This is a genomic window from Chryseobacterium formosense, assembly GCF_900116415.1.
In the GTDB taxonomy this organism is placed as follows: Bacteria; Bacteroidota; Bacteroidia; order Flavobacteriales; family Weeksellaceae; genus Chryseobacterium; species Chryseobacterium formosense.
Genome location: NZ_FPAP01000003.1, coordinates 398,352 through 424,539, shown reverse-complemented (window position 1 = coordinate 424,539; position 26,188 = coordinate 398,352). Strand labels below are relative to the sequence as shown.

Annotated in this window: 23 protein-coding genes; 22 read left to right on the top strand and 1 reads right to left on the bottom strand. The window is 35.0% G+C overall.

The genetic code is table 11. The features are described 5' to 3' along the window. Window positions 1-14: 14 nt before the first annotated feature. Complete coding sequence (locus BM371_RS13340) at window positions 15-2,234, bottom strand: NADP-dependent isocitrate dehydrogenase (protein ID WP_034678476.1); 2,220 nt, start codon at window positions 2,232-2,234, stop codon at window positions 15-17. 171 nt (window positions 2,235-2,405) lie between these two features. Between BM371_RS13340 and tpx the strand changes: the two genes are divergently transcribed. The 22 genes from tpx (at window position 2,406) to BM371_RS13230 (ending at window position 26,097) form a co-directional block, all read left to right on the top strand. Continuing rightward, on the top strand, window positions 2,406-2,903 hold the full coding sequence (gene tpx / locus BM371_RS13335; RefSeq protein ID WP_034678475.1) for a thiol peroxidase: 498 nt from the start codon (window positions 2,406-2,408) through the stop codon (window positions 2,901-2,903). 88 nt (window positions 2,904-2,991) lie between these two features. After that, the gene (locus BM371_RS13330) at window positions 2,992-5,334 is read left to right on the top strand and encodes an adenylate/guanylate cyclase domain-containing protein (protein ID WP_051882962.1); all 2,343 of its coding nucleotides are present in this window, start codon (window positions 2,992-2,994) and stop codon (window positions 5,332-5,334) included. A gap of 24 nt (window positions 5,335-5,358) precedes the next feature. Further along, a complete protein-coding gene (locus tag BM371_RS13325; RefSeq protein WP_051882960.1) occupies window positions 5,359-7,362 on the top strand; it encodes an adenylate/guanylate cyclase domain-containing protein in 2,004 nt (667 codons plus the stop codon). Between the two features lie 12 nt (window positions 7,363-7,374). Next, on the top strand, window positions 7,375-9,387 hold the full coding sequence (locus BM371_RS13320) for an adenylate/guanylate cyclase domain-containing protein (protein WP_051882958.1): 2,013 nt from the start codon (window positions 7,375-7,377) through the stop codon (window positions 9,385-9,387). Between the two features lie 129 nt (window positions 9,388-9,516). After that, a complete protein-coding gene (locus BM371_RS13315) occupies window positions 9,517-10,101 on the top strand; it encodes an HD domain-containing protein (RefSeq protein ID WP_034678474.1) in 585 nt (194 codons plus the stop codon). Between the two features lie 7 nt (window positions 10,102-10,108). Further along, entirely contained in the window at window positions 10,109-10,987 is an 879-nt protein-coding gene (locus BM371_RS13310; protein WP_034678473.1) for a YitT family protein, read from the top strand. Window positions 10,988-11,231: 244 nt separating this feature from the next. Further along, window positions 11,232-12,443 carry a DUF763 domain-containing protein gene (locus BM371_RS13305; RefSeq protein WP_034678472.1) on the top strand — a complete coding sequence of 404 codons (1,212 nt, stop codon included), beginning with the start codon at window positions 11,232-11,234 and terminating at the stop codon, window positions 12,441-12,443. A 315-nt stretch (window positions 12,444-12,758) separates the two neighbouring features. Beyond that, a complete protein-coding gene (locus BM371_RS13300; RefSeq protein ID WP_051882993.1) occupies window positions 12,759-13,349 on the top strand; it encodes a Crp/Fnr family transcriptional regulator in 591 nt (196 codons plus the stop codon). 78 nt (window positions 13,350-13,427) lie between these two features. Beyond that, window positions 13,428-13,838, top strand: a complete 411-nt coding sequence (locus BM371_RS13295; RefSeq protein ID WP_034678471.1) for a VOC family protein — start codon at window positions 13,428-13,430, stop codon at window positions 13,836-13,838. Between the two features lie 27 nt (window positions 13,839-13,865). Then, a complete protein-coding gene (locus BM371_RS13290) occupies window positions 13,866-14,273 on the top strand; it encodes a VOC family protein (RefSeq protein ID WP_034678470.1) in 408 nt (135 codons plus the stop codon). Window positions 14,274-14,443: 170 nt separating this feature from the next. Continuing rightward, the gene (locus tag BM371_RS13285; RefSeq protein ID WP_034678840.1) at window positions 14,444-14,968 is read left to right on the top strand and encodes a hypothetical protein; all 525 of its coding nucleotides are present in this window, start codon (window positions 14,444-14,446) and stop codon (window positions 14,966-14,968) included. Window position 14,969: 1 nt separating this feature from the next. After that, window positions 14,970-15,746 (top strand): alpha/beta fold hydrolase, encoded by a 777-nt coding sequence (locus tag BM371_RS13280; protein WP_034678469.1) that lies wholly within the window; start codon window positions 14,970-14,972, stop codon window positions 15,744-15,746. Between the two features lie 256 nt (window positions 15,747-16,002). Beyond that, window positions 16,003-16,434 (top strand): VOC family protein, encoded by a 432-nt coding sequence (locus BM371_RS13275; RefSeq protein WP_034678467.1) that lies wholly within the window; start codon window positions 16,003-16,005, stop codon window positions 16,432-16,434. A gap of 80 nt (window positions 16,435-16,514) precedes the next feature. Beyond that, window positions 16,515-16,928, top strand: coding sequence for an SRPBCC family protein (locus BM371_RS13270; protein WP_034678838.1), 414 nt, complete (start codon window positions 16,515-16,517; stop codon window positions 16,926-16,928). A gap of 34 nt (window positions 16,929-16,962) precedes the next feature. After that, on the top strand, window positions 16,963-17,199 hold the full coding sequence (locus tag BM371_RS13265; protein ID WP_065721051.1) for a DNA-directed RNA polymerase subunit alpha C-terminal domain-containing protein: 237 nt from the start codon (window positions 16,963-16,965) through the stop codon (window positions 17,197-17,199). Between the two features lie 6 nt (window positions 17,200-17,205). Next, window positions 17,206-18,072 carry a VOC family protein gene (locus tag BM371_RS13260; protein WP_034678464.1) on the top strand — a complete coding sequence of 289 codons (867 nt, stop codon included), beginning with the start codon at window positions 17,206-17,208 and terminating at the stop codon, window positions 18,070-18,072. 106 nt (window positions 18,073-18,178) lie between these two features. Continuing rightward, window positions 18,179-19,012 (top strand): SDR family oxidoreductase, encoded by an 834-nt coding sequence (locus BM371_RS13255; protein WP_034678462.1) that lies wholly within the window; start codon window positions 18,179-18,181, stop codon window positions 19,010-19,012. 41 nt (window positions 19,013-19,053) lie between these two features. Then, window positions 19,054-19,482, top strand: a complete 429-nt coding sequence (locus BM371_RS13250; protein ID WP_034678460.1) for an SRPBCC family protein — start codon at window positions 19,054-19,056, stop codon at window positions 19,480-19,482. 123 nt (window positions 19,483-19,605) lie between these two features. Further along, a complete protein-coding gene (locus tag BM371_RS13245) occupies window positions 19,606-20,055 on the top strand; it encodes an SRPBCC family protein (protein ID WP_034678458.1) in 450 nt (149 codons plus the stop codon). 100 nt (window positions 20,056-20,155) lie between these two features. After that, window positions 20,156-20,614 carry a DoxX family protein gene (locus BM371_RS13240; protein WP_034678456.1) on the top strand — a complete coding sequence of 153 codons (459 nt, stop codon included), beginning with the start codon at window positions 20,156-20,158 and terminating at the stop codon, window positions 20,612-20,614. Window positions 20,615-20,737: 123 nt separating this feature from the next. Then, on the top strand, window positions 20,738-22,165 hold the full coding sequence (purB, locus tag BM371_RS13235; RefSeq protein ID WP_034678455.1) for an adenylosuccinate lyase: 1,428 nt from the start codon (window positions 20,738-20,740) through the stop codon (window positions 22,163-22,165). A 233-nt stretch (window positions 22,166-22,398) separates the two neighbouring features. Then, window positions 22,399-26,097 carry a phosphoribosylformylglycinamidine synthase gene (locus BM371_RS13230; RefSeq protein WP_034678453.1) on the top strand — a complete coding sequence of 1,233 codons (3,699 nt, stop codon included), beginning with the start codon at window positions 22,399-22,401 and terminating at the stop codon, window positions 26,095-26,097. Window positions 26,098-26,188: the final 91 nt, after the last annotated feature.

Genomic DNA, 26,188 nt, shown 5'->3' with positions numbered 1-26,188 from the left:
ATTAAATCCGAAAATTAAATTCCGTCGATAATTTCATTTAAAACTGTGCTTGGTCTCATTGCTGCGTAAGTTTTGTACTTATCAGTTTTGTAGTATCCTTCAATATCCTGAGGTTTACCTTGAGCACCAATTAATTCTGAATTAATTACATCTTCATTTTCCTGCATTGCAGCGGCAACCGGAGCAAATTGTTTAGCCAATTCAGCATCAGCAGTTTGGTTTGCTAAAGCTTCAGCCCAATACATTGCTAAATAGAAATGGGAACCTCTGTTATCGATTTGCCCGACTTTTCTTGCAGGAGACTTATCGGTAGCTAAGAATTTAGCATTAGCCTCATCCAATGCATCGGCTAAAACCTGAGATTTTGTATTGTTTTGAGTTTGTGCTAAATGCTCTAAAGAAGCCTGTAAAGCCAGGAATTCACCTAAAGAATCCCATCTTAAATAACCTTCTTCGACGAATTGCTCAACGTGTTTCGGAGCAGAACCTCCAGCTCCTGTTTCGAATAAACCACCACCGTTCATTAATGGAACGATAGAAAGCATTTTAGCAGAAGTTCCAAGTTCAAGAATTGGGAAAAGATCAGTTAAATAATCTCTCAATACGTTTCCTGAAACAGAAATCGTATCTTTTCCTTCTCTTGCTCTTTTTAAAGTTTCCGTCATTGCATCTTTTACGTCAAGAATTTTAATATCAAGACCAGTTGTATCGTGATCAGCTAAATATTTTTCAACTTTTTTGATCATTTCTCTGTCGTGTGCTCTTCCTTTATCTAACCAGAAAATGGCAGGCGTATCAGATAATCTTGCTCTGTTTACAGCTAATTTTACCCAATCCTGGATTGGAGCATCTTTAGTCTGACACATTCTGAAAATATCACCCGCTTCAACTTTCTGAGAAAGAAGAACATTTCCGTTTTCGTCCTGAACTTCAACTATTCCTTCCGCAGAAGCCTGGAAAGTTTTATCGTGAGAACCGTATTCTTCAGCTTTTTGAGCCATCAAACCAACGTTTGGAACAGAACCCATTGTAGTAGGATCTAATTTTCCATGAGCTTTCATATCATCAATAACTGATTGATAAAAACCTGCATAAGAACGGTCTGGAATGATACAAACCGTATCTTCTTCGTTTCCGTCTTTGTTCCACATTTTTCCTCCGCCTCTTACCAAAGCAGCCATAGAAGCATCAACGATGATATCAGATGGAACGTGGAAATTCGTAATACCTTTGTCAGAATTTACCATCGCCACTCTTGGTCCGTTTGCCAAAGCAGCTTCAATATCAGCTTTGATATCAGCTTCCTGAGCGTTTCCTTTTATTTTATCAAAAAGATCTGCAAGACCGTTGTTTGGATTTACGTCTAAAGAATCAAAAGTCTCAGCATATTTAACGAAAACATCTTTGAAGAAAGTCTCAACAATAGCTCCAAATACGATTGGATCAGAGATTTTCATCATCGTCGCCTTAAGGTGAGCAGAAAGAAGAACGTTTCTGTTTTTAGCTTCGTCAATCGCTTGCTGAACGAAAGCTTTCAATGAATTTAAGTTCATTACAGAAGAATCTATTACTTCTCCGGCCTGAAGACCTGCAAAATCTTTTAATAAAGTTTCAGCACCGTCATTTCCTTTGAAAACGATTTTATATTTTGTAGCGTTTTCAAGCGTTGTAGATGTTTCTGTACCGTAGAAATCTCCAGTTTCCATATGAGCAACGTCAGTTTTGCTGTCAGAAGCCCAATCACCCATTCTGTGAGGGTTTGCTTTTGCGTAGTTTTTAACGGCTTTTGGAGCACGTCTGTCAGAATTTCCTTCTCTTAACACAGGGTTCACAGCACTTCCTAATACTTTAGCATATTTAGCTTTGATTGCTTTTTCTTCATCATTTTTAGGTTCAGCGGGATAATTTGGAACTGCAAAACCTTTTCCTTGCAATTCAGCGATAGCAGCATCCAATTGAGGTGCAGAAGCTGAAATATTTGGTAATTTGATAATGTTTGCATCAGGCTGAGTAGCCAATTCACCTAATTCAGCCAAAGCATCACCGATTTTTTGATTCTCATTCAAAAATTCAGGGAAGTTTGCTAAAATTCTTCCTGCCAAAGAAATATCCGGAACTGCAATCTCGATGTTTGCTGATTTTGTAAATGCTTTTACAATCGGTAAAAACGAGTGTGTCGCCAACATTGGAGCCTCATCCGTAAGGGTGTAATAGATTTTTGATTTTTCTGACATTATAATGTTAGTTTATTGTTTTAATTTTAAGATTCACAAATTTAGTTAAATTTTAATTTTTTCCACTTTAATAATCAATGAGATTTTCCACTTTAAGAATTATTTAACCTTTATTTCAAACAAAAACACTTGAAATTTGAATAAATTTGAGAAACTTTAAAAATTTAAATTATGTCTACAATTACTTTAAAAGGAAATCAGGTAAACACATTGGGTAGCCTTCCTCATGTTGGTTTTACAATAAAGGATTTTGCATTGGTAGATTCTGGCCTGAATGTGAAAACTCTTGAAAGCTTCGAAGGAAAGAAAAAGGTATTCAATATTTTCCCGAGTATCGATACACCGACTTGTGCATCTTCCGCAAGAAAATTCAATGAAGAAGCTTCAAATCTTGAAAACACTGTTGTTATTAATGTTTCTAAAGATCTTCCTTTTGCATTGACAAGATTTTGTGCTGCTGAAGGTTTAAATAATGTGGAAACACTTTCTGATTTTAGAGGAAGTTTCGGTGATGATTATGAAGTAACGATCACAGATTCTCCGATGAAGGGCCTTTTAAGCCGCGCTGTAATTGTAACTGACGAAAACAATAAAGTGCTTTACACCGAGCAGGTTTCTGAAATTGCTAACGAGCCTAATTATGAGGCTGCTTTGGCCGCTTTGAAATAGTAAAAAATATTTCTCAATAAATTGAAATCATTCTGTTGTTTAACAGAATGATTTTTTTATTTTTGTGCATCAACGCAATAACAAGCCATTGAAAAATAGATATACTCCAGTTCTTGTTTTATACTCACTATTTTCTGGGATTTTCTTTTCTCAGGCACAAGATTCTAAAGAGGTTTTAGAATTGAAGAAAAAAATAGAAAAAACCAGTAGTGACAGCGAAAAGCAAGAAATTCGAAGGAAAATAATTGCCACTTATTCAAATGAAAAAAAATTAGACAGTGTTGTTGTTTATACGAATAAGATGTTGCCGTTTTACGAAAGGATGAATGATCGCGCTAAAATCGGAAACATAGAATTAAATTTAGTTGGTATTTACCATGCTCTCAACAAAAAAGACTTAGAAATTTTACATTTCAAAAATGCTGAAAAGTATTATAATGATTTGACTTTGGAAAATAAGGTGCGTCTAAATGATATTGGTGGTTTTTTTCAATACAGCAATAAAAACTACGATAAATCACTGGATTATTATAATAGAAATATTACATTCTATAAAATAGATGAAAAAGTAAGCACGCAGAAAATTGATGAAACCTATCAAACTATCATCTCTTTATATTATTACAGAAAGTATGATTATGCTAAAACATTCAATGTTACAAACGATTACCTGCATTTTATTCAAAAAGAATTTCCAGAAAAGTTAGGAGACGTGCATGCTTACTTGGGAGGCATTTATTGGGGAGTAGGATTCAATAAAAAAAGTGTTGAGGAATTTGAAAAAGCAATAAAGCTTTATGAGAATCAGAAAGGCAGAGAGAAAGATATTTATGCTATCAAACGTACTTTGGGAGCGAACTATATGAATATGAAAGAGTTTGCTAAAGCAAAAAATTATGCTCAAGAGTCATTTGATTATTATACAAAAATAAAAGATGTTCCTTCTCTTTCTCATACTTATAATTTATTAGCTCATATTGCATTTGGAGAAAATAAACTTGCCGAATCGAAAGAACATATTCTTAATGCGATTAAAATTATTCCGGATACAGCTCAGGCTAATCTTTATAATAAAGCCTACTTAGGAACTATTAAGTATAAAATGTTGATGCAAACAGATAGCATAAACATAAAAACTGATAAATCGAAGTATAATGAATTAGAAAAAATTGCAAAAGAGCTATCAGATAATTTTGAAAAAATTGAGGCAAATAAAGATGAAATGACATCAGGGGTACTTATACATAACTATAATTTACTTTCAGATGCTTATGGAATGCTTGGAGATTACAATAAAGCTTATTATTATTTAGATAAAACAGTAAAGCAAAAAGAGAAATCGTATAGCGTACAAAAAATTAGAGCACTTTCTGAAGTTCAGGGAGAGCAAGAGCTTAATGATGAAAGACTTCGCATACAAGTTATTGAAGAAACCAAACGCATCCAACTTCAAAAGGAAATCGAATTAAAAGCACTCCGTTTTGAATATGAAAAAAAACAGGCTGCTGCAAAAACTGAGGAAGAGAGAAAAAGATTAGCCCTTGAAGAAGATCTAAAAAGAAAGGAAATTCAGATCAAATTCGAAGAAGAGCAAAAAGCGGTTACATTAAGGTACAATCAGGAAAAAAATATTGCCAGAATCAATCAGGAGAAAAAAGATGCCATCGCAAAAGCCGAGTTAGAAAGTTCTCAAAATCAGAAAAATATTTGGGCAGTCGGAGCTAGTTTGTCGCTTCTCTTATTAGGTTTTGCAGGATATTCATATAATCAAAAGCGAAAAGACAACAAAAAAATCGCCGAAGAAAAGAAAAAATCAGACGATTTACTTCTGAATATTCTTCCTTTCGAAGTTGCTGAAGAATTAAAAGAGAAAGGTAAAACCAATGCAAAGCATTTTGATGAAGTTTCCGTTTTGTTTACCGATTTTGTGAATTTTACGGCAAATTCAGAGCGAATCGGCGTTCAGGAAGTTTTAAATGAATTAAATATCTGCTTTACCGAATTCGACAGAATCATGGAAAAATATGGTTTGGAAAAAATTAAAACCATCGGCGATGCTTATTTGGCAGTAAGCGGATTGCCTGTTTCCAACGAGCAGCACGCAAAAAATGCAGTCAATGCAAGTCTGGAAATTCTTTCTTATATTCAACAAAGAAAAAAAAATAACCCAAATGCTTTAGATATCAGAATCGGAATTCATTCAGGACCGGTGATTGCAGGAATTGTCGGTGTGAAAAAATTCGCTTACGATATTTGGGGCGATACGGTAAATACGGCGGCGAGAATGGAACAGAACAGTTCTTTAGGAAAATTAAATGTTTCCGAAGCCACCTATCATTTAATAAAGAATGACTTTAGTTTTGAGTATCGTGGGAAAATCGAAACCAAAGGTAAAGGCGCAATGGATATGTATTTTGTAAATGAATCTTAATATTATCAGACTGAGCTAATTTCTATGAAACACAAGCAAAATATTTATTTATTTCTTTTCATTCTGATTTCATCATTTTTATCGTCACAAAAACTGACCGTAGATTCGTGCAGTGTTTTAATAACTGATAAATTTTTTAAAGAAAATCAATACATCAATCTCAATCAATCATGGAAATTCAAAATCGGAGATCATAAAATCTGGGCAAGTAAGAATTTAGATGATTCGAAATGGGAAGATTCGCTTACTGATGAATTTGTAAATTCAAAACTTCAAAAGAAAAATCCGAAGGACATCGTTTGGTTAAGAACTGTAGTCTGCATAGATTCTACTGCAGAATATCAAGCACTCGCTTTAGAGTTTAAAAGTGGTGCTGCAATGGATATTTATTGGGACGGAAAGTTGATCAGACGATATGGCAAATTTGCAAAAGAAGGAGAAGCAAAATACGTAAACCCGACTCTTCCGCTTATCCTTAATGGTGGCGATGCAGGTAGACATGTACTTGCCGTTAGATACGAAAATACGCAACCTATTGCAGAGCAGATAATAAAAGGATTTCAGATTTCGCTTTCAAATCCCAATTCGACGGTCGCGGTAATGATGAGCCAGATTCTCATTAGAGGAGTACTTATTCAGGGAATTGCTTTTATTTTTCTAACATTATTTTTAATTCATTTTCTTGCGTTTTTATTTTATAGAAAAGACCGTTCAAATCTACTGTTTTCCTTATTTAATTTTGGAATGTCTGTATTTTTGCTATCGTGGTTTTTCTCTTATGAAACAGACGATATTGATATGAATGCGCAACTTGGTTACATTAGTTCTTTTGCAGGTTTGGGTGCAGCTGTTTTGTTAAGTGTAATGTTGAATAGTCTTTTCGGTAAAATAGGGTTAAGATTTAAAATTTTAGTCGTCTTATCAGCGATTTTATGTTTTTTAATACTATTCCCAAGCATCGGATTCGGTTTTGAAAAGCCATTATTTATTTTCATAATAACTTCCGTATGCTTAGAAGCTTTATACCTTATAATTCGGGCAATTATAAAAAAAATACCAGGTTCACGAATAATAGGCATTGGTTTGCTTTTTTTCTTCATTGTTCTTATTGGTACTGTATTTTATTTAATTTATTCAGGCGGTAACTTACAGATTAACCCTGGAAACAGTTTAGGTGAAATGTCTGTTTTTATCATTTTCATCATTTTTATTTTCAGTCTTCCATTTACGCTTTCGACTTTTCTTGCATGGCGTTCTGCCAATGATAATAAAAATCTTCAATTACAGATTGAGCAGGTAAAAAATCTGTCTTTTGAAAAGCAACAGATCCTTCAAAATCAAAATGAATTGCTTGAAAATCAGGTAAACGAAAGAACTCGGGAGTTGCAAAAAGAAAAACAGAAAACTGAAGATCTTTTACTGAATATTCTTCCTCATGAAGTTGCTGAGGAATTAAAAGAAAAAGGAAGTTCCGAAGCCAAATATTATGATGAAGTTACTGTAATATTTACTGATTTCGTTGATTTTACTCAAAGTTCAGAAAAATTGGGTGCTGAAAAAATGTTGGCTGAGCTTAATGATTGTTTCACCGAATTCGACAGAATCATGGAGAAATATAATTTAGAAAAGATAAAAACCATCGGCGATGCGTATTTGGCTGTAAGTGGATTGCCGGTTTCGAATGAGCAACATGCAAAAAATGCTGTTGATGCAGGATTGGAAATTCTTTCTTATATTCAACAGCGGAAAAAAGACAACCCAAATGCTTTAGATATCAGGATCGGAATTCACTCCGGATCTGTGATTGCCGGGATTGTAGGTGTGAAAAAATTTGCTTACGATATTTGGGGTGATACGGTAAATACGGCTGCAAGAATGGAACAGAACAGTGTTTTAGGAAAGCTGAATGTTTCTGAAACAACCTATCAGTTAGTGAAAGACCACTTTACTTTTGAGCACAGAGGAAAAATAGAAACCAAAGGTAAAGGCGCAATGGAGATGTATTTTGTGAATCAGGTTTCATCTTAAAATTATAAAATTTTGAAAAAAAATATACTCATTATATCTTTACTCTTTGTATTTGCAGCACTGCAGAACTTCTGTTTTGCGCAAAATTCATTTGAGAAACCAACAGTTTTCACCGCTAAGCAAATCAAAGAAGGAGTTTCAATTGAAGAAGAAAGCAAGTTTTATGAAGGTGATAATCCTGCTTTTGCTTTACCTGATTTTGATGATTCAGCATGGAAATACATCAATTTTACCTCTAAAAAAGTTTATCATAAAGATGAGCCTCACTGGATCAGATATTATTTTAAGATAGATTCTGCCATGGTGAATGAATCTTTGTGCTTCAATATCAGTCAGCTTGGTGCTTCGGAGATTTTTTTAAACGGAAAAAAAATAGAAACTATCGGCAAAATAGGGAATGCAAAAACAACTGAATTCAGGATCAAAAATGAAGTTCCGTCCCTGTTTTCTTTGGACGATACCGGGGTAAATGTTTTGGCAATACGATTTCTTCCCATCACTAAAACCAAAAAAACGGTAGTCAATTACAGCCCGGTTGCATTAGATGTAGAGTTAAATGCTGCCAATGACTTTATGGATGAGAAGGTAGAGATGATGCAGGGGTTTAATTTTGTTGCCATGCTTATCTGCGGTATTTTTTTCGCACTCGGTTTTGTTCATTTACTGTTATTTTTATTTTACCGGAAAGCGATTTACAATTTATATTTCTCAACATACAATCTGTCCATCGGTTTGCTGAGTTATATGGTGCTTGCATTTTACGAAATGACAGATCCTGATAAAATTAATACATATTCTTTCCTGTCATTTTTATCAATTGTGGTATTTGGCGCATCATTAACCGGTTTTGTCAATACATTGTTTGGAAAAAGCAAGCTTAGGCTGAAAATTATGCTCGGTATTGCAGGAGTGTTTCTTATTCTCTTTTATTTCAGTGCGGCAGTTGCGGTAAGCTTCGTGTTTTTTTACATATTTATTGCTGCAATAGAATCTTTTTTCCTGATTGTAAGGGCAATGATCAGAAGAGAAAAATCTGCATTTATTGTAGGTGGAGGAGTTTTGACTTTCTTTCTCTTCGTCATTATGCTGATTGTTTTTCAGATTTTAGATTCTTTAAATATTGTTGATCCTGATCAGCTTTTCGGAGATGATTTTATGGGATATGTTTTAGGCTTTATATTTATCAGTTTTCCGATTTCAATTTCGGCTTACCTGGCTTGGGAATTTGCATCTACCAATTTGAGTTTGGTGAGACAGTTGGACGAAGTGAAAAGACTTTCGGATATCAATTTAAAGCAGGAACAGGAAAAACAGCAGATACTTCAGGATCAAAACGATTTGCTTGAACAACAGGTCGACGAGCGAACTTTTGAACTGCAGAAAGAAAAGCAGAAGACAGAAAATTTGTTATTGAATATCCTTCCGCATGAAGTAGCTGAAGAACTGAAAGAGAACGGAAGCTCAGAAGCCAAGTATTATGACGAAGTCAGTGTTTTATTTACGGATTTTGTTAATTTTACTCAGAGTTCAGAAAAAATGGGTGCTGAAAGAATGTTGGTTGAATTGAATGAATGTTTTACCGCTTTCGATTTAATCATGGAAAAACATGGTTTAGAAAAAATTAAAACCATTGGTGATGCTTATTTGGCAGTTTGTGGTTTGCCCATTAAAAATGAATGTCATGCTTACAAAACAGTTTTGGTCGCTTTGGATATTATAGATTTTATTGAAGAAAGAAAAAAGACCAATCCTGACGTTTTAGACATCAGAATTGGAATCAATTCGGGTTCTTTGATTGCGGGAATTGTCGGTGTGAAAAAATTCGCTTACGATATTTGGGGTGACACGGTAAACACAGCGGCAAGAATGGAGCAGAACAGCGAAAAAGGAAAAATAAATATATCGGAATCTACCTACCAATTGGTGAAAGATAAAATTGTCTGCGAATACAGAGGAAAAATCCACACCAAAGGAAAAGGTGATATGGATATGTACTTTGCATTGGAAATTAAAAACAATATATAATAGCCCTGTGGTCTTTGTTGAGTAGAACGCCTTTGCGAACTTAAAAACATGCAGTATTCAAAAAAAATCTTTGCGCTCTTTGCGTTTAAAAATTAGTATTATTATTAAAAAAACACTTTCTATTTAAATATGGAATACGAAAAATTAAAAAAAATCATATTAAACAGGCTCAAAGAAAACCTTCCTGAGCATCTTTCTTATCACAGCGTAATGCACGTGAAGGATGTCATCGATTCCGTCGAAAAAATTGCACAATCCGAAGGTGTAAACGATGAAGATTTATTATTGCTGAAAACAGCTGCTTTATTTCATGATACAGGATTTCTATTTGGTTCAAAAAATCATGAAGAAAAATCTTGTGAAATTGCAGCTGAATATCTTTTAGATTATGGCTATTCTCAGGAGCAACTCGATAAAATAAAAGGAATGATCATGGCAACGAAAATTCCACAGACTCCGCATAATCATTTGGAACAAATTTTAGCTGATGCCGATTTAGATTATTTGGGAAGAAACGATTTCTTTGTAATTGGAGATAAATTATTCGAGGAACTTTCGATGTTTGGAATCGTCAATTCTGAGCGTGACTGGAACTTGTTGCAGGAGAAATTCCTGGAAAGTCATCATTATTTCACAAAAACTGCTATTAATAGCAGAAAAGATAAAAAACAGGACAACCTGAATATCATTAAAACAAAATTAAAAAACGACTAATCATTTTATGAGCTCAGCAACTAAACATGGCCCGCTATTTACCATTTCAGATGTTATTTATCTTGTTATGGGGGTAATTTCGGCAAGTTTTGCTTTAAAATCTTTTCTTGTTCCCAACCACTTTTTAGATGGTGGTGTGACGGGAATTTCACTTTTACTTCACGAAGTTTACCACTGGAATCTTGGTGTTATTTTATTAGTTTTAAACATTCCTTTCATCGTTTTAGCATATTTTCAGATCGGGAAACATTTTGCCATCAGAAGTTTTTTGACGATTTTATTAATCATTGTAACCATTTTTTTCGTTCCTTTTCCGGAAGTGACACACGACAAACTATTGGTTGCTGTATTTGGCGGATTTTTCATGGGAATAGGAATCGGACTTTCCATGCGTGGTGGTGGAACTTTCGACGGAATGGAAGTTTTAGCATTATTAACATTCAAAAAGAGCAGTTTCAGTATTACTGAAATTATTTTGGGAATGAATGTGATTATCTTTATCATCGCAACTGTTTTTCTTAAATTTGAAACCGCTTTATATGCGATTATGACGTACCTTGTAGCAAGTCAGATAACCAAATATGTGATTGAAGGAATTGAAGCATATACCGGAGTTACGATCATTTCAGGAAACAGTGAAGAAATAAAAAAAGCATTGGTTTTAACGATGAATAAAGGAATTACGGTTTACAGAGGAGAAAGAGGTTTTATGAAAGAATCTTTTGAGCAAAGCCAGGATGCAGATATTATTTTCACGATCGTTACAAGATTGGAAGTAAGAAAACTACAGAATATTGTGCGTTCGATCGATCCTAAAGCTTTCATTTTTACCCAAACGGTAAGAGAACCTCAAGGTGGAATTGTGAAGGAAATTGTAAAACATTAAATTATAATGAGATAATTTTACCGCAAAAGGAGCAAAAGAATTTATTGCTTTTAAAGCTGTTCAAAAGTTTGTAAAAAGAGATAACTTTTATATTTTGTAAACTTTGAATTACTATTTCTTTCAATTGTTTCTTTTGAATCTTTTGCGTTTAAAAAATAAAAATATGCTTAAAGCCTTATGATTTTAATTCGTAAGGCTTTAATTTTGTACAACCAACAACCAACAACCAACAACCAATTAAGCAATGAAACGATCCGGAACCGCAACATTACCTCTTCACTACGGCAAAGTACCGCCTTGGCTGTATGAAAGGATGTCTATTCTGGGACTTTCCATTGTTGAAGTAATTTTAGCAGATTATGGAAAAAATGAAGTGTTGAAAAGATTGGCAGACCCATTTTGGTTTCAGAGTTTTGGAGCGGTGATGGGAATGGATTGGCATTCTTCAGGGATCACAACTTCCGTGATGGGTGCTTTAAAACGCAGTGTTAATCCCAATTCTAAAGAGCTTGGATTGTATATCTGTGGTGGAAAAGGAAGGTTTTCAAAAGAAACTCCAAATGAATTATTAATCATTGCCGATAAGACCGGACTCAACGGAAATGATTTGGTTCGGGCAAGCAAATTGTCTGCAAAGGTTGATAATACGGCGATTCAGGATGGTTATCAACTGTATTTGCATAATTTTATTTTGTCTGATGAAGGAAGTTGGTCGGTGGTGCAGCAGGGAATGAACGATTCTGACGGAACGGCACGGCGTTATCATTGGCATTCCGAAAATCTGGAATCTTTTGTCGATGCACCACATAAAGGAATCCAAGGAACCAACCGTGGAAATATCCTGAATTTAACAGCACATGAAGCTCAGGAAAATCGAAAAGGGATTTTAGAGATTTCCCACACCAATTCAGAAAAAATAATGCAGGATTTTGCGAATTTAATTTTGCCTAATCATCATGATGTCCGTGCTTCCGACGTTGATTTAAAAAAACTGGGAACATTGTTGTATATGACGCGAGAAAACCAGCCTGAAAATTTCGAAGAATTATTATTACTGAAAGGAGTCGGACCAAGAACTTTACAAAGTTTAGCTTTGGTAAGCGAAGTGATTCACGGTGCCCCTTCAAGATTTCGAGATCCTGCGAGATTTTCGTTTGCTCATGGTGGAAAAGACGGTCATCCGTTTCCTGTCCCGATTAATGTATATGATGAAACGATTTCCATTTTACAGAAAGGAATTGAAAAATCAAAACTGGGAAATTCAGACAAATTACAGTCTATTAATAAGCTTCACACCATAATTTCTGAAGCTGAGAAAAATTTCACCCCTAATTTCGACATTAATGATGTGATTGAAGAAGAACGTCAAAACTCTTGGCGCTTCGGTGGAAAAACTGTTTTCGGAGACGCAGAAAAACCAGCTTCACCAAAACCAATTCAACTTTCTTTGTTTTGATTTTGTAATCAAGCAAATTTATTCTTACATAAAATTTATCCATAAAGTTTGTCATTCTGACGAAGGAAGAATCTAGACTTCGTATTTTAATTAGATTCTTCAATCTGCTTTGCTGCTTTCAGAATGACAAAACAGATAGCTTTAATAAATAATTAACAATGTTTAATAATTTATAACCAATACAAACAACCTCTAATACTAATGTGTAAAGGATTACACAAAAATTAACTGAGACAAATAAGCATTTTGTTTAACAGTTCTTTCATCAATTCCAATAAAAATTCTATTTTTAAAGCCTTAAAAAACATTTACTTGATGATCAGCAAAGCCTTAGAAATCTGCTATGATTTCCCTTTTTTTCTGGATGAAGAGCTTGAAGAGATATTTAATGCTCATGAAAAAGTAATTTTTCAAAAAGGAGATTTTATTCTTGAAGAAGGAAAAACGGCGAATGAATATTATATTCTGGAGAAAGGTTTGGCTCGTTCTTTTGTCAATGATTTTAACGGAAATGAAGTAACAACTAATTTTTTCGTTGATAACGAAATTATCATTGAAGTTTCTTCAATTTTTCAGAGAATTCCGACTCAGGAAAACATTGTCTGTATTACCGATTGCGAATGTTGGAAATTCGATTTTGAAACTTTTCAGGAATTATTTCATAAAATCCCGAATCTCAGGGAGTGGGGAAGAGCATGGATGTCGCAACAGCTTTTCGTCTACAAACAACGTTCAGTAGAAATGTTTACGCTATCTGCAACAAAGCGTTATCTCAATCTTTTAAAGCAAAAACCTCATGTTATACAATTTGCTCCCTTAAAACAAATTGCTTCCTATCTTGGTGTGACAGACACTTCCTTGAGCCGAATCCGTAAAGAATTGGTTTCACATCCAAAGAAAATTTAAATCTTGTCTTATGGCAAGTTGATTTTCATTGTGACTTGGTAATTTTGAATTAAAGTTTAACACTAAAAAAATTACAAAATGGAAATCAATCAGATTTATGTCAATCTTCCTGTACAGGATGTTCAGAAAACAAGAGAATTCTGGACGAAATTAGGATTTTCGGTAAACGAACAGTTTTCAGACGATAATGCTATTTGTGTAATCATGAAAGAAAATCATATTTACACGATGTTTCTAAAGGAAGAATATTTCAAAACCTTTACAAACAGATCTGTTGCAAAAGGTGAAACAACTCAGACGCTTCTTGCGATTGGTGTAAACAGTCGTGAGGAAGTAGATGGTATGGTAAAAACGGCTGTTGAAAACGGGGGCTCTACCTACAGTGAACCACAAGATCATGGCTGGATGTATCAAAGCGCTTTTTCTGATTTGAATGGCCATCAGTGGGAAGTAATGTTTGCTGATCCTTCTCAGTTTCCTGCGGAATAATTATTTCTAAGTTTAAAAATTACAAAAATGAAAATCAATCAGATTTATGTCAATCTTCCGGTAAAAGATGTTCAGAAAACTAAGGAATTCTGGACAAAAGTAGGATTCTCTATCAACGAACAGATTACTGATGAAAAAGCAGTTTGTGTGATGATGAACGACAATATTCAGATCATGTTTTTACAGGAAGACTATTTTCAGACATTTTCAGAAAGACCGGTTCCGAAAGGTGATACTACACAGGTTTTGGTGGCCATCGGTTTAGAAAGCCGTGAAGAAGTTGATCAGATTGTAAATGCAGCGGTCGCCAACGGAGCTTATCAGCATGAAGAACCACAGGATCACGGTTGGATGTATCAAAATTCTTTTTGGGATATCAACGGACACGGCTGGAATGTGATCTTTGCAGATCCTTCTCAAATACCAACAGAATAATTTAAACACTAATATTACCAATATTCTCCACAAATTTCACAAGTGTTTTTTGCAAGTAAACCTAAACATCTGCGTAATCAGCAAAATCTGCGAGAAAAATTAAACAGTCACAATCATCTGTGAAAATCCGTGAAATCTGTGGAAAAAATAAAAATCGAAAAAACAAACAAATGGATACACCAAAATCAAAAAAACTAGACATCATCATTCCTGCATTTCGAGGTCACAGTCAGAGCTTTCTGATGGTTCTTGACGGAATTTCAGAAGAAGATGCCTTGAAAAGAATTGAAGGACGAACCAATCATATCACTTGGATGGTCGGGAATTTCCTTGACATGCGTTACGCAATGGGAAATGTGTTAGGACTAAATGAAGAATTTGAATTCAAAGATTTTTTCTTTCAGGGAAAAGCACTGGATGAAAATTTAAATTATCCCTCTTTACAACAGTTGAAAGAGAGCTTTCATCAAATTTCGCCGTTAGTTTATCAGAAATTACTGGAAGTAAGCGATGAAGAATTGGACAAAGCTTTTCCGATGGGAATGAACATCGATTTCTTTCCTGAAACAGTTTTGAATTTCGTCGGAATGTGCATCGGCCGTGAAGATTATCTGTGCGGACAGATCGGATTAATGCGCAGAATTCTTAACTATGAAGGCATGAAATATGACTTCGATAAAGATTTAAAATATTAATATGGCTCCGGTTGAAAAAGGTCATAAACAGGTCAACGGAATCAGGATGTACTACGAGATCTATGGTTCGGGAAAACCTTTGGTTTTAATTCATGGAGGCGGAAGTTCGATTTTGTTTGATTTTAAAGAGGTTATTTCAAGGTTGGAAAATAAATTTCAATTAATTGGGATAGATCTGCAAAATCACGGAATGTCAGAACATCGTGATATTCCCGAAACTTTTGAACAGGATGCAAATGATGTTGCTGCTCTTTTAAAGGAAATCAATATTGAAAAAGCTTCATTCTGGGGTTTCAGTAATGGCGGAAATACAGTCATGCAGATTGCTCATCTTTATCCTGAAATGGTTGAAAAACTTGTTGTCGCCTCTGCATTTTTTAAAAGAAGTGGTATGATAGATGGTTTTTTCGAAGGCATGATGGAAGCAACTTTGGATTCAATGCCCGAACCGTTGAAAATTAATTTTCTAAACCTAAATCCGGGCGTTGAAGCACTGGAAAATATGTTCGACAAAGACAGCAAAAGAATGCAGACTTTCAAAGATTGGAATGAAGATATTTTAAAAGGTATAAATTCTCCAATCTTGTTCATTTCAGGTGATAAAGATGTGATGAAACCGGAACACATTGTCGAAATGTGGCGTTTGGTGAAAGATTCTCAACTGATGATTCTTCCTGCAACCCACGGTTCTTACATGATGGCTGACTTTGACGGAAATGCCGATGAAAAACTGATCGATTTTACGGTTAGTGAGGTTGAAAAGTTCTTGAATAATTAGTAAGACAAAATTTAAATATATTTATTAAATAGATTCTTCACTACGCTGCGCTTCGTTCTGAATGACAAACCGAATAAACAATATACATTGTTGTCTTTTGCTGAGTGAAACGCCTTTGCGAACGAAAAATATTTTCAAACATTAAAAAAAATCTTTGCGGACTTTGCGTTAAAAGTAGCATAAGATTGCCACGTCGCGAGCTCCTCGCAATGACACAAAACAAACAAAAAAAATATTAATTAAAAAAATAAAAATCATGGCTAAATTAAATCCTTATTTAAATTTTGACGGAAAAGCAGAAGAAGCTTTCAACTTTTACAAATCTGTTTTTGGTGGAGAATTTGTGGGTGAAATTCATAAAATGGGAAATGCTCCCGGAACTGAAAACCTATCCGACGAAGAGAAAAACAGAGTGATGCACATTGCACTTCCGATTGGCGGAGATTTACTGATGGCATCAGATATTGTTCCGAGTTTCGGACAAAACCTCACAGTAGGAAACAACAATTACGTTTCCATTTTTCCGGATTCTAAAGATGAAGCAGACAGATTGTTTAAAGGTCTTTCTGAAGGCGGAAATATTGAAATGCCGATTGAAGACCAGTTTTGGGGAGATTATTTCGGAAGTTTTCAGGATAAATATGGTGTTCACTGGATGATAAACTATAACGAAGAATACACAAAATAGTCTTATCTTTAAACTAAATTATAATGAAAAGGGTGGCTTTATGGGTTGCCCTTTTTGCCTCAACCACAAAATTATACGATATGGAACCAATTAAAATTGATATTACGATTTTAAAACCTGTTCAGCAAGTTTGGGAATATTACAACGACCCGAAACACATCACCAAATGGAATTTTGCCCATGAAACATGGCAATGCCCAAGTTCCGAAAACGATCTTCGTGTCGGTGGGAAATTCAAAAACAGAATGGAAGCAAAAGACGGAAGCTTCGGGTTTGATTTTGAAGGAACTTATGACGAAGTGATTTCCAATGAAAAAATAAAATATCATATGGAAGACGGGCGAAATGTTGATATTGATTTTCAGAAAATTGATGAAAATACTACAAAAGTAAATATCACTTTTGATCCTGAACAGCAAAATTCAGTGGAAATGCAGCGAGACGGATGGTATGCGATTCTGAATAATTTTCATAAGTACGTAGAAAATCATTAAATCTAAAGCTTTAGTCATGATCAATTTGGTAATAATGGCAAAATGTTTAAAACCCATTTGCACTGAGCATCATGTTGTGAAAAACAATTTTTTACACGGAATTATAGCTATGCCTGCAAGAAGAGCACTGGCAAGAGAGAAGATAGATTCTCTCGGAAAGCTTTCAGACTATTCTGAAAATGAGCTGATGAAATTTCACGGTTTCGGAAAAAATACAATGCTGAAGCTTAAAAATTATATGAAAGAAAATAATTTTTCTTTAAAATCTTAATTAAGTATGAATAATAATATTTTCCCATGTCTTTGGTACGATGGTGATGCCACAGAATCTGCTGAGTTTTACTGCAAGGTTTTCAATGGAAAAATTACGGCAGATACTCCGATGGTAATGAACATAGATCTTTTTGGTCAGAAACTGATGCTGTTGAACGGCGGACCACATTTTACAAAAAATGCTTCAGTCTCGTTCATGATAATTTGTGAAACTGAAGTTGAAGTTCAGAAATATTGGGATCAATTGATAGACGGAGGAATTGCTTTAATGGAAATTGGAGAATATCCCTGGAGCAAAAAATACGGTTGGGTTCGGGATAAATTTGGTGTTACTTGGCAAGTTTATTTGGGAGAAAATGGTGATGTTGAACAGAAAATTATACCAACCTTAATGTTCATTCATCAGAACAACGGAAAAGCGATGGAAGCAATGAAGCTTTATACTCAGATTTTTCCAAATTCAAAAATTGGTAATGTCCTGAAGTACGGAGACGGAGTTGGGAATGAAACTCACGAAATTCCTGAGAATGTACAGCACGCCCATTTTGAAATTGACGGTTACAGTTTCTTCTGTATGGATAATTCTTATGATCATCAATTCGATTTTAATGAAGGAATTTCAATAGTTGTGATGACTGATAGTCAGGATCAAACTGATAATTATTGGAATGCATTAACTATTGATGGAGGAAGAGAAAGCATGTGTGGCTGGTTAAAAGATAAATTTGGAATGAGTTGGCAGATTGTTCCCAAAAGATTGATCGAATTAATGAGTGACTCCGATCCGGAAAAAGCACAAAAAGTGATAATGGCGATGATGAAAATGCAGAAAATTGTCATTCAGGATTTGGAAGAAGCTTATGTTTCATAGCTGGATGATGAAAGCTGGATGTTAGAAATTATTTTTAGGGTGTCAAAAACTCCCAGCATTTATTCTTCGGCTTACTGTTTGATACATTTCTGAAAAAGATTTGCTTATGAAGACACAGAACAAGTCAAAATCATTATCAAAAGTTCCGAAAGACGGATTGTATCCGGAAATTATCAGAAAAAATTATTTAGGAAGTAAAAAACTACTGAACAAAAAAGCTCTAATTTCAGGAGGTGACAGTGGAATCGGACAAGCCGTTGCTGTACATTTTGCAAGAGAAGGAGCCGATATTGCCATCATTTATAAAGAAAATGTAAAAGATGCCAGAGAAACACAAAAGCTGGTCGAAAAGGAAGGCGGGAAATGTATTCTCCTTAAAGGGGACATTTCGAAAAAAACTTTTAGAGATAAAACTTTAGAAAAGATTGAAAAAGAGTGGAAAACAATTGATGTTTTGGTGAATAACGCGGGAATTCAGTTCCCGAAAAATGAAATAACCAAAATAAGTGACAAGCAAATTAAAGAAACATTCGATGTCAACATCATTTCAATGATTTCTTTCACAAGAGATTGTTTAGCTTTAATAAATAAAGGCGGAAGAATTATTTGTACAACATCCGTCACCGCTTATCGTGGAAGTGATCATTTGGTTGATTATTCGGCTACAAAGGGCGCTATTGCAACATTTATCCGTTCACTTTCTGTGAATCTTGCCGATCAGAAAATTTTGGTAAACGGAGTAGCTCCCGGTCCGATCTGGACACCTTTGGTGAAAGAGACTTTTGAAGATATTGCTTCATTTGGTAAAGATACCCCACTTAAAAGAGCAGGCCAGCCTTCAGAAGTTGCTCCGGCTTATGTTTTTCTTGCTTCCGATGATTCGAGTTTTATAACAGGAGAAATTATTCATATCAATGGCGGCGATTTTGTAGGTGGATAATAATATTTCTCAATCTCAACTTAAACCTCAATCTTAAAAATATGGAAACTTTAGAATTTGAAATTAAAATAAATGCCTCTCCTGAAAAAGTCTGGACAGTTCTTTGGGAAGACACCCACTACAGACAATGGACTTCTGCGTTCACAAAAGGTTCTTTTTATGTAGGAACCTGGGACGAGGGAAGTATTGTTAAATTTTTTGATCCTAATAATAATGGGATGTACAGCCGTGTTTTGAAAAATGATCCGAATAAGGAAATGTCTTTCCTTCACCTGGGTGAAATTTATGATGGCGTTGAAACTCCACAGGATTGGGGTGATGCCACAGAAACTTATCTTTTAGAGAAAACAGATGACGGCACTTTACTTAAAGCCAGAATTAAAACGTCAGAAGAATTCAAAGCGTTTTTTGAGGGTAAATTTCCACAGGCACTTCAGAATGTAAAGAATTTAGCTGAAAATCAGTTATAAATCACCACAAATGACACTAATGAATTTCACTAATAACATAATCTTTGTTCATTACAATTAGTTTTAAATTGTGTTATTTGTGCTAAAAATTTGTGTTTAAACTAAATCAAAAATTAAAATAATATGGAAACCTTATCTTACGAAATTATCATTAACGCTCCAAAACAGAAAATCTGGGATGTTCTGTGGGGAAACGATACATACAGCGAGTGGACGAAATTTTTCAATCCTAAATCTGCATCAATCATGAAATCAGATTGGCAGGTTGGCGGAAAAACCTATTTTACAAATGCTGAAGGCGAAGGAATGGTTTCTACCATCGACAGTCTTGAAAAGCCGGATCAGATCATCTTTAAACATTTGGGAATGGTAGATAAAGAAGGAAACGAAGACACCGAAAGCATGGAAGTAAAACAATGGAGCGGTTGTTACGAAAAGTACATCTTGATTGATTTTGATGGGAAAACAAAACTTCATGCTGAAGTTCAGACCGAAAAAGATTGGCGGGAACATATAGATCAAGGTTTTACAAAAGGTTTAGAGGTTGTGAAGAATCTTTCAGAATCAAATTAATATGAACTGAATAATTTCAATCAGGAGGTTTTTATGGGAACCTCTTTTTTTTGTTTAATTTTAAAAGCATTTTTTAAGAGGATAAAATAACCAAAGTATCATGAAATTACTTACCATCTTATTTATTACATTTATTTTAGCTTTAATTGGAACAAAAATCTTTCAGGGAAACTGGAATTTTCTGTTTTCAGGAAATTTAGGAATGGCAGTTTTCATTGTCTTCACTGGATTTGCCCATTTTAAATTTCAAAAAGGAATGGCTCTGATGATTCCTGAATTTGTTCCGGCAAAAATGTTTTGGGTTTATTTTACAGGTTTAATAGAAATTGCTGCAGGAATTGGTTTAATGATACCTTCAACTCGTGAACTGACTGCCGTTTTACTGATTATTTTCTTTATTTTAATTTTTATTGCGAATATAAATTCATCCAAAAAGAATATCAATATTTTTAAAGCAGATTATTCTGGTCCGGGAATGGGTTATCTGTACAAAGAAAGAATCCCGATGCAGATTATTTTAATAGGCTGGACGTGGTTTTTCGGGATTTATCTAAATTAAAAACAGTAGATAAATCAATGAAAATAGTTTTCATTTAAACAAAATTCAAATCCATCTTCACAATTTTTATCTCTCATCAAAAAACCTTACTTTTGCATATCTATAAAAAAGTAAAAGAAAAGAATGAATTCCTACAAAAATCCTTTGGAAGAACGCTATTCAAGCGAAGAAATGTTGTTTAACTTTTCTCATAACAATAAATTCCAGAACTGGAGAAAGCTTTGGATTGCTCTTGCTGAAATCGAAAAAGATTTAGGTCTTGACATCACAGACGAGCAAATCGCTGAACTAAAAGCTAATGCTAAAAACATTGATTACGATAAAGCAGCAGAATATGAGAAAAAATTCCGTCATGATGTGATGGCTCACGTTCACGCATATGGTGATGTGGCGCCTTCAGCAAAGGGAATTATTCATTTGGGAGCAACTTCGGCGTTTGTAGGAGACAATACAGATTTAATTCAAATCCGTGACGGACTTTTAATTTTAAAGAAAAAGTTGGTGAATGTGATGAAAAATCTTTCGGATTTTGCGATTCAATATAAAGATTTACCGACTTTAGGATTCACCCATTTCCAACCGGCTCAGTTGACGACTGTTGGAAAAAGAGCAACACTTTGGTTACAGAGTCTGGTTTTAGACATTGAAGAGCTTGATTTCTTCTTAGAAACACTACGTTTCAGAGGGGTAAAAGGAACGACAGGAACTGCTGCAAGTTTCCTTGAACTTTTCAACGGTGATTATTCTAAAGTAAAACATTTAGATAAAGAACTTTCAAAAAGGTTTGGTTTTGAGAAAGTTTTCGGAGTTTCCGGACAGACTTATGACAGAAAAATAGATGCAAAAGTGGTGGCTTTATTAGGAAATATCGCTCAATCTGCACATAAATTCACCAACGATTTACGTCTTCTTCAAAATTTGAAAGAAATTGAAGAACCATTCGAGAAAAACCAAATTGGTTCATCGGCAATGGCTTACAAACGTAACCCAATGAGAAGTGAAAGAATCGGAGCGTTGGCAAAATACGTTATGTCATTGACAACGAGTTCTGCAATGGTGGCTTCAACTCAATGGTTCGAAAGAACATTGGACGATTCTGCAAACAAAAGATTAACGATTCCTCAAGCGTTTTTAGCAGTTGATGCCATTTTATTGATCTGGAACAACATCATGAACGGAATTGTGGTGTACCCGAATAGAATCAACAAACATATTATGGAAGAACTTCCTTTCATGGCGACAGAATACATCATCATGGAAGAGGTGAAAGCTGGTGGCGACCGTCAGGAAATCCACGAAGTGATCAGAGTTCACTCAATGGAGGCTTCTAAACAGGTGAAAGAAGAAGGTAAAGAAAACGATTTGATCGAAAGAATCTTAAATGACCATTCTCTGAAACTTGATAAATCAAAATTAAAAGAAGTTCTGGATCCTAAAAATTTCATTGGTTTTGCACCAATTCAGACGGAAGAATTCATTGCCAATGAAGTTCAGCCGATTATTGATGCCAACAAAGATCTGATAGGATTAGAAGCTGATCTTAAAGTATAAATTGATATGCAGTCTTTTTGGGCTGCATATTTTGCTTTGTTCAATCTGTGATTGGTAAAGTTTGGAATAAATGAAATAATTATTTGGGCAGCTTTATCCGCCTACCGCTCCCGCTTTTTGCCTGCACTTCGTTTCGGCAAAAGAGCTCCGCTCAAGTCGGGCTGCAAAGGTTTGTCAATAAAATAAATTTCAGTTAAAAATTAAAAATAAACCTAATAAATATCTGACATCTAATGTCTCAAAACAAAAGAATTTTCGTAGAAAAAAGAGGAATTTTCGATGTAGAAAGTCCAAAAATTTTTGATGAAGTAAAAGCGGTGATTCCGTCGATCCAAAGCGTAAAAGTGTACAATGTGTACGATATTTTCAATTTGAACGATGGTGAATTCGAAAAAGTAGTAAACAGTACTTTCGTAGATCCGGTTACTGATATTTTAAACGAAGAAAATCCTGCAAAAGGAATCCATTTTGCAATGGAATTTTTACCTGGACAATATGATCAGCGTGCGGATTCTGCTCAACAGTGTATCGCCTTACTGACCGAAAATGAGAAGTCTAAAGTGAGAAGTGGAAAATTGATCGAATTCGAAGGTGTTTCTGAATCTGACTTAGTTAAAATCAAAGACCTTTTAATTAATAAAGTAGAATCTCAAGAAAAAGATTTATCAATTTTAGATATTCCTGCAGAAGAAACACCATCAAAAGTGATTGTTCACGAAGGTTTTATCAATTTTGATGATGCGCAGCTTGAGGAATTCTTTAACAATCACGGTTTTGCATTAGGTTTGGATGATTTAAAATTCATTCAGGAATATTTTAAAACTGAACAGAGAAATCCTACAGAAACGGAACTTAAAGTTTTAGACACTTATTGGAGTGACCACTGTCGTCACACAACGTTTGAAACAGAATTGTCGAATATTGAATTTGAAGGACAGTTTAAACATACATTGGAAACGATTTTCAATGATTATATCGAAAAAAGAAAATTCTTAGGACGCGAATTGAAACCAATTTCTTTGATGGATTTGGCAACCGTTTGCGGAAGATATTTCCATAAAACAGGTAATTTGGAGAACTTGGTGGTTTCTGACGAAATCAATGCTTGTACAATCCAAATTGAAGCTGAATACGATGGTAAAAAGGAACCTTGGTATTTATTATTCAAAAACGAAACCCACAATCACCCGACGGAAATCGAGCCTTTTGGTGGAGCTTCAACCTGTTTAGGAGGAGCGATCAGAGATCCTTTGTCTGGGCGTTCTTTCGTTTTCCAGGCGATGAGATTAACGGGTGCTGCTGATGTTTTGGAACCGGTTGACCAAACGTTACCGGGTAAATTACCTCAAAAAACAATCACAAAACAGGCGGCGAATGGATATTCTTCTTATGGTAACCAAATCGGTTTGGCGACTACGATGGTTTCCGAAATCTATGATGAAGGCTACAAAGCAAAAAGAATGGAAGTTGGTTTCGTTGCCGGCGCAGTTCCTGTGGATTGGGTAAGACGTGAAAAACCTGAAGCTGGCGATTCTATCATTATTTTAGGTGGTGCAACGGGTCGTGACGGTGTTGGTGGAGCAAGCGGAAGTTCAAAAGAACAGGACGAAACTTCGATCCACACGATGAGTTCTGAAGTTCAGAAAGGAAATGCCGTTGAAGAACGTAAAATCCAAAGATTATTCAGAAATCCTGGAGTGACTAGATTGATTAAAAAATCAAACGACTTTGGAGCGGGTGGAGTTTCTGTTGCGATCGGTGAAATCGCTGATTCATTGGAAGTTAATTTGGATGTTTTACCTTTAAAATACGAAGGTTTGAACGGAACTGAGCTTGCTATCTCTGAATCTCAGGAAAGAATGGCGGTTGTGGTTGAACCAAAAGATAAAGAACAGTTCATCAAATTCTGTGAAGCTGAAAACATTGTGGCTGTTGAGGTTGCAAAAGTAACAGATTCAGGAAGAATGCAGATGTTCTGGAAAGGTGATAAAATTGTTGACCTTTCAAGAGCATTTTTAGATACAAATGGATGTTCTAAAAGCCAGGAAGTTAAAATCACTCACCTCAATGAAATAAAAGAAGAAACTCAATCATTCAATGAAGAGAATTTCTTAAAAATATTAGGTGATAAAAACGTTGCTTCTCAAAAAGGTTTATTGGAAATGTTCGATTCATCTATCGGTGCGACTACGGTTGCGATGCCTTTAGGTGGAAAATATCAGCAGACTTTAATGGATGGAAGTGTTCAGACATTGCCGATTATCGGAGCAAAAAATATTGAAACAGTTTCTTTGGCAAGTTGGGGATTTGATGCGGAGATTTCTAAGCAGAATTCATTATTAGGAGCTTCTTACGCAGTTGTTGAAAGTGTTGCCAAAATCGTTGCGATGGGTGGCGATTACAAAAATATTAGATTCAGTTTCCAGGAATATTTCGAGAAATTAGGACAAAATCCAGAAAAGTGGGGGAAACCTTTGGCGTCTCTTTTGGGTGCTTATGATGCTCAGATCAATTTCGGTTTAGCAGCAATTGGAGGGAAAGATTCTATGAGTGGAACGTATCAGGATTTGAATGTTCCGCCAACATTGATTTCATTCGCTTGTGCTAATGGAGAAAAGAAAAATATTATCTCTCCAGAATTTAAACAGGCAGGTAATAAACTGTATTTCTTTAATCATATTCCGCAGGAAAATGGACTTCCGAACTATGATAAATTGAAAGCAGTTTACGAACTTATTTTCGAAAATATCAAAGCTGGAAAAATCGTTTCTGTAAAGACTGTGAAAGAAGGTGGCGTTGCGGTTGCTTTGGCAAAAATGAGCTTCGGAAACAGGTTGGGAGCTGAAATAAATATTGCTGATGAGAACGTTTTATTGGCAAAAAATATCGGAAGTTTAATTATAGAATCAACTGAAGAATTAAGTTCTGTTGATCTTCAATTAATCGGTGAAGTTAAAAATTCAAATATTTTGAAAATCAGTAATTTGGATTTTGAAATCGAAAAATTACTTGAAGCAAATACGAAAACTTTCGAAAACCTTTTTTCAACGGTTGAAAAAGAAAAAATAGTTGTTGAATTGGATTCAAAACTTAACTCAATTAATCCAAGAAATATCATTATTAAAAAACACGGCATTTCTCAGCCAAGAGTTTTTGCGCCGGTTTTTCCAGGAACAAATTGCGAATACGATACGCTGAATGCATTCCAAAAAGAAGGTGCAATTGTAAGCAGTTTGCCTTTGATTAATATCAATCATCAGTTGCTTGATGAGAGCATCGATGCATGGGTGGAAGAAATTAAACAGTCGCAAATTTTAGCATTCTCCGGAGGGTTTTCTGCGGGAGATGAACCGGACGGTTCAGCGAAATTTATCGTTAATGTTTTGAAGAATGAGAAGATGAGAAATGCAGTTCATGAACTACTCGACAGAGACGGTATGATCGTCGGAATCTGTAATGGTTTCCAGGCTTTAGTAAAATCTGGATTGTTACCTTACGGAAGAATCAAGGACTTGGATGAAAATTCTCCGACTTTGGCACACAATGCGATCAGAAGACATATCTCTCAAATGGTGAATGTGAAAGTTCTAAACGACGAATCTCCTTGGCTGAAAGGAATGAAAGACCAGGTTTTCACAATCCCGATTTCTCACGGTGAAGGTCGTTTTATGGCTTCGGAAGCGGAAATTCAGAAGTTGTATGAGAACGGACAGATTGCTACTCAATACTTAGATTTGGATGGAAACATCGCTCATGGAATGCCGTTTAATCCAAATAACTCATTATTCGGAATTGAAGGAATCACGAGTCCGGACGGAAAAATCTACGGTAGAATGGGACACCCGGAACGTTTTGCAGAAGGATTGATGAAAAACATTCCAACAGCGAATTACCATAATATCTTTAAAAACGGAGTTGAGTATTTTAAATAATCTTTAAGTTTAATTAAACAAATAATATTAGGAAAATGGCTGTCATTAGTGACAGTCATTTTTTATTAAAAATTGCAACATTTTTTCAAAT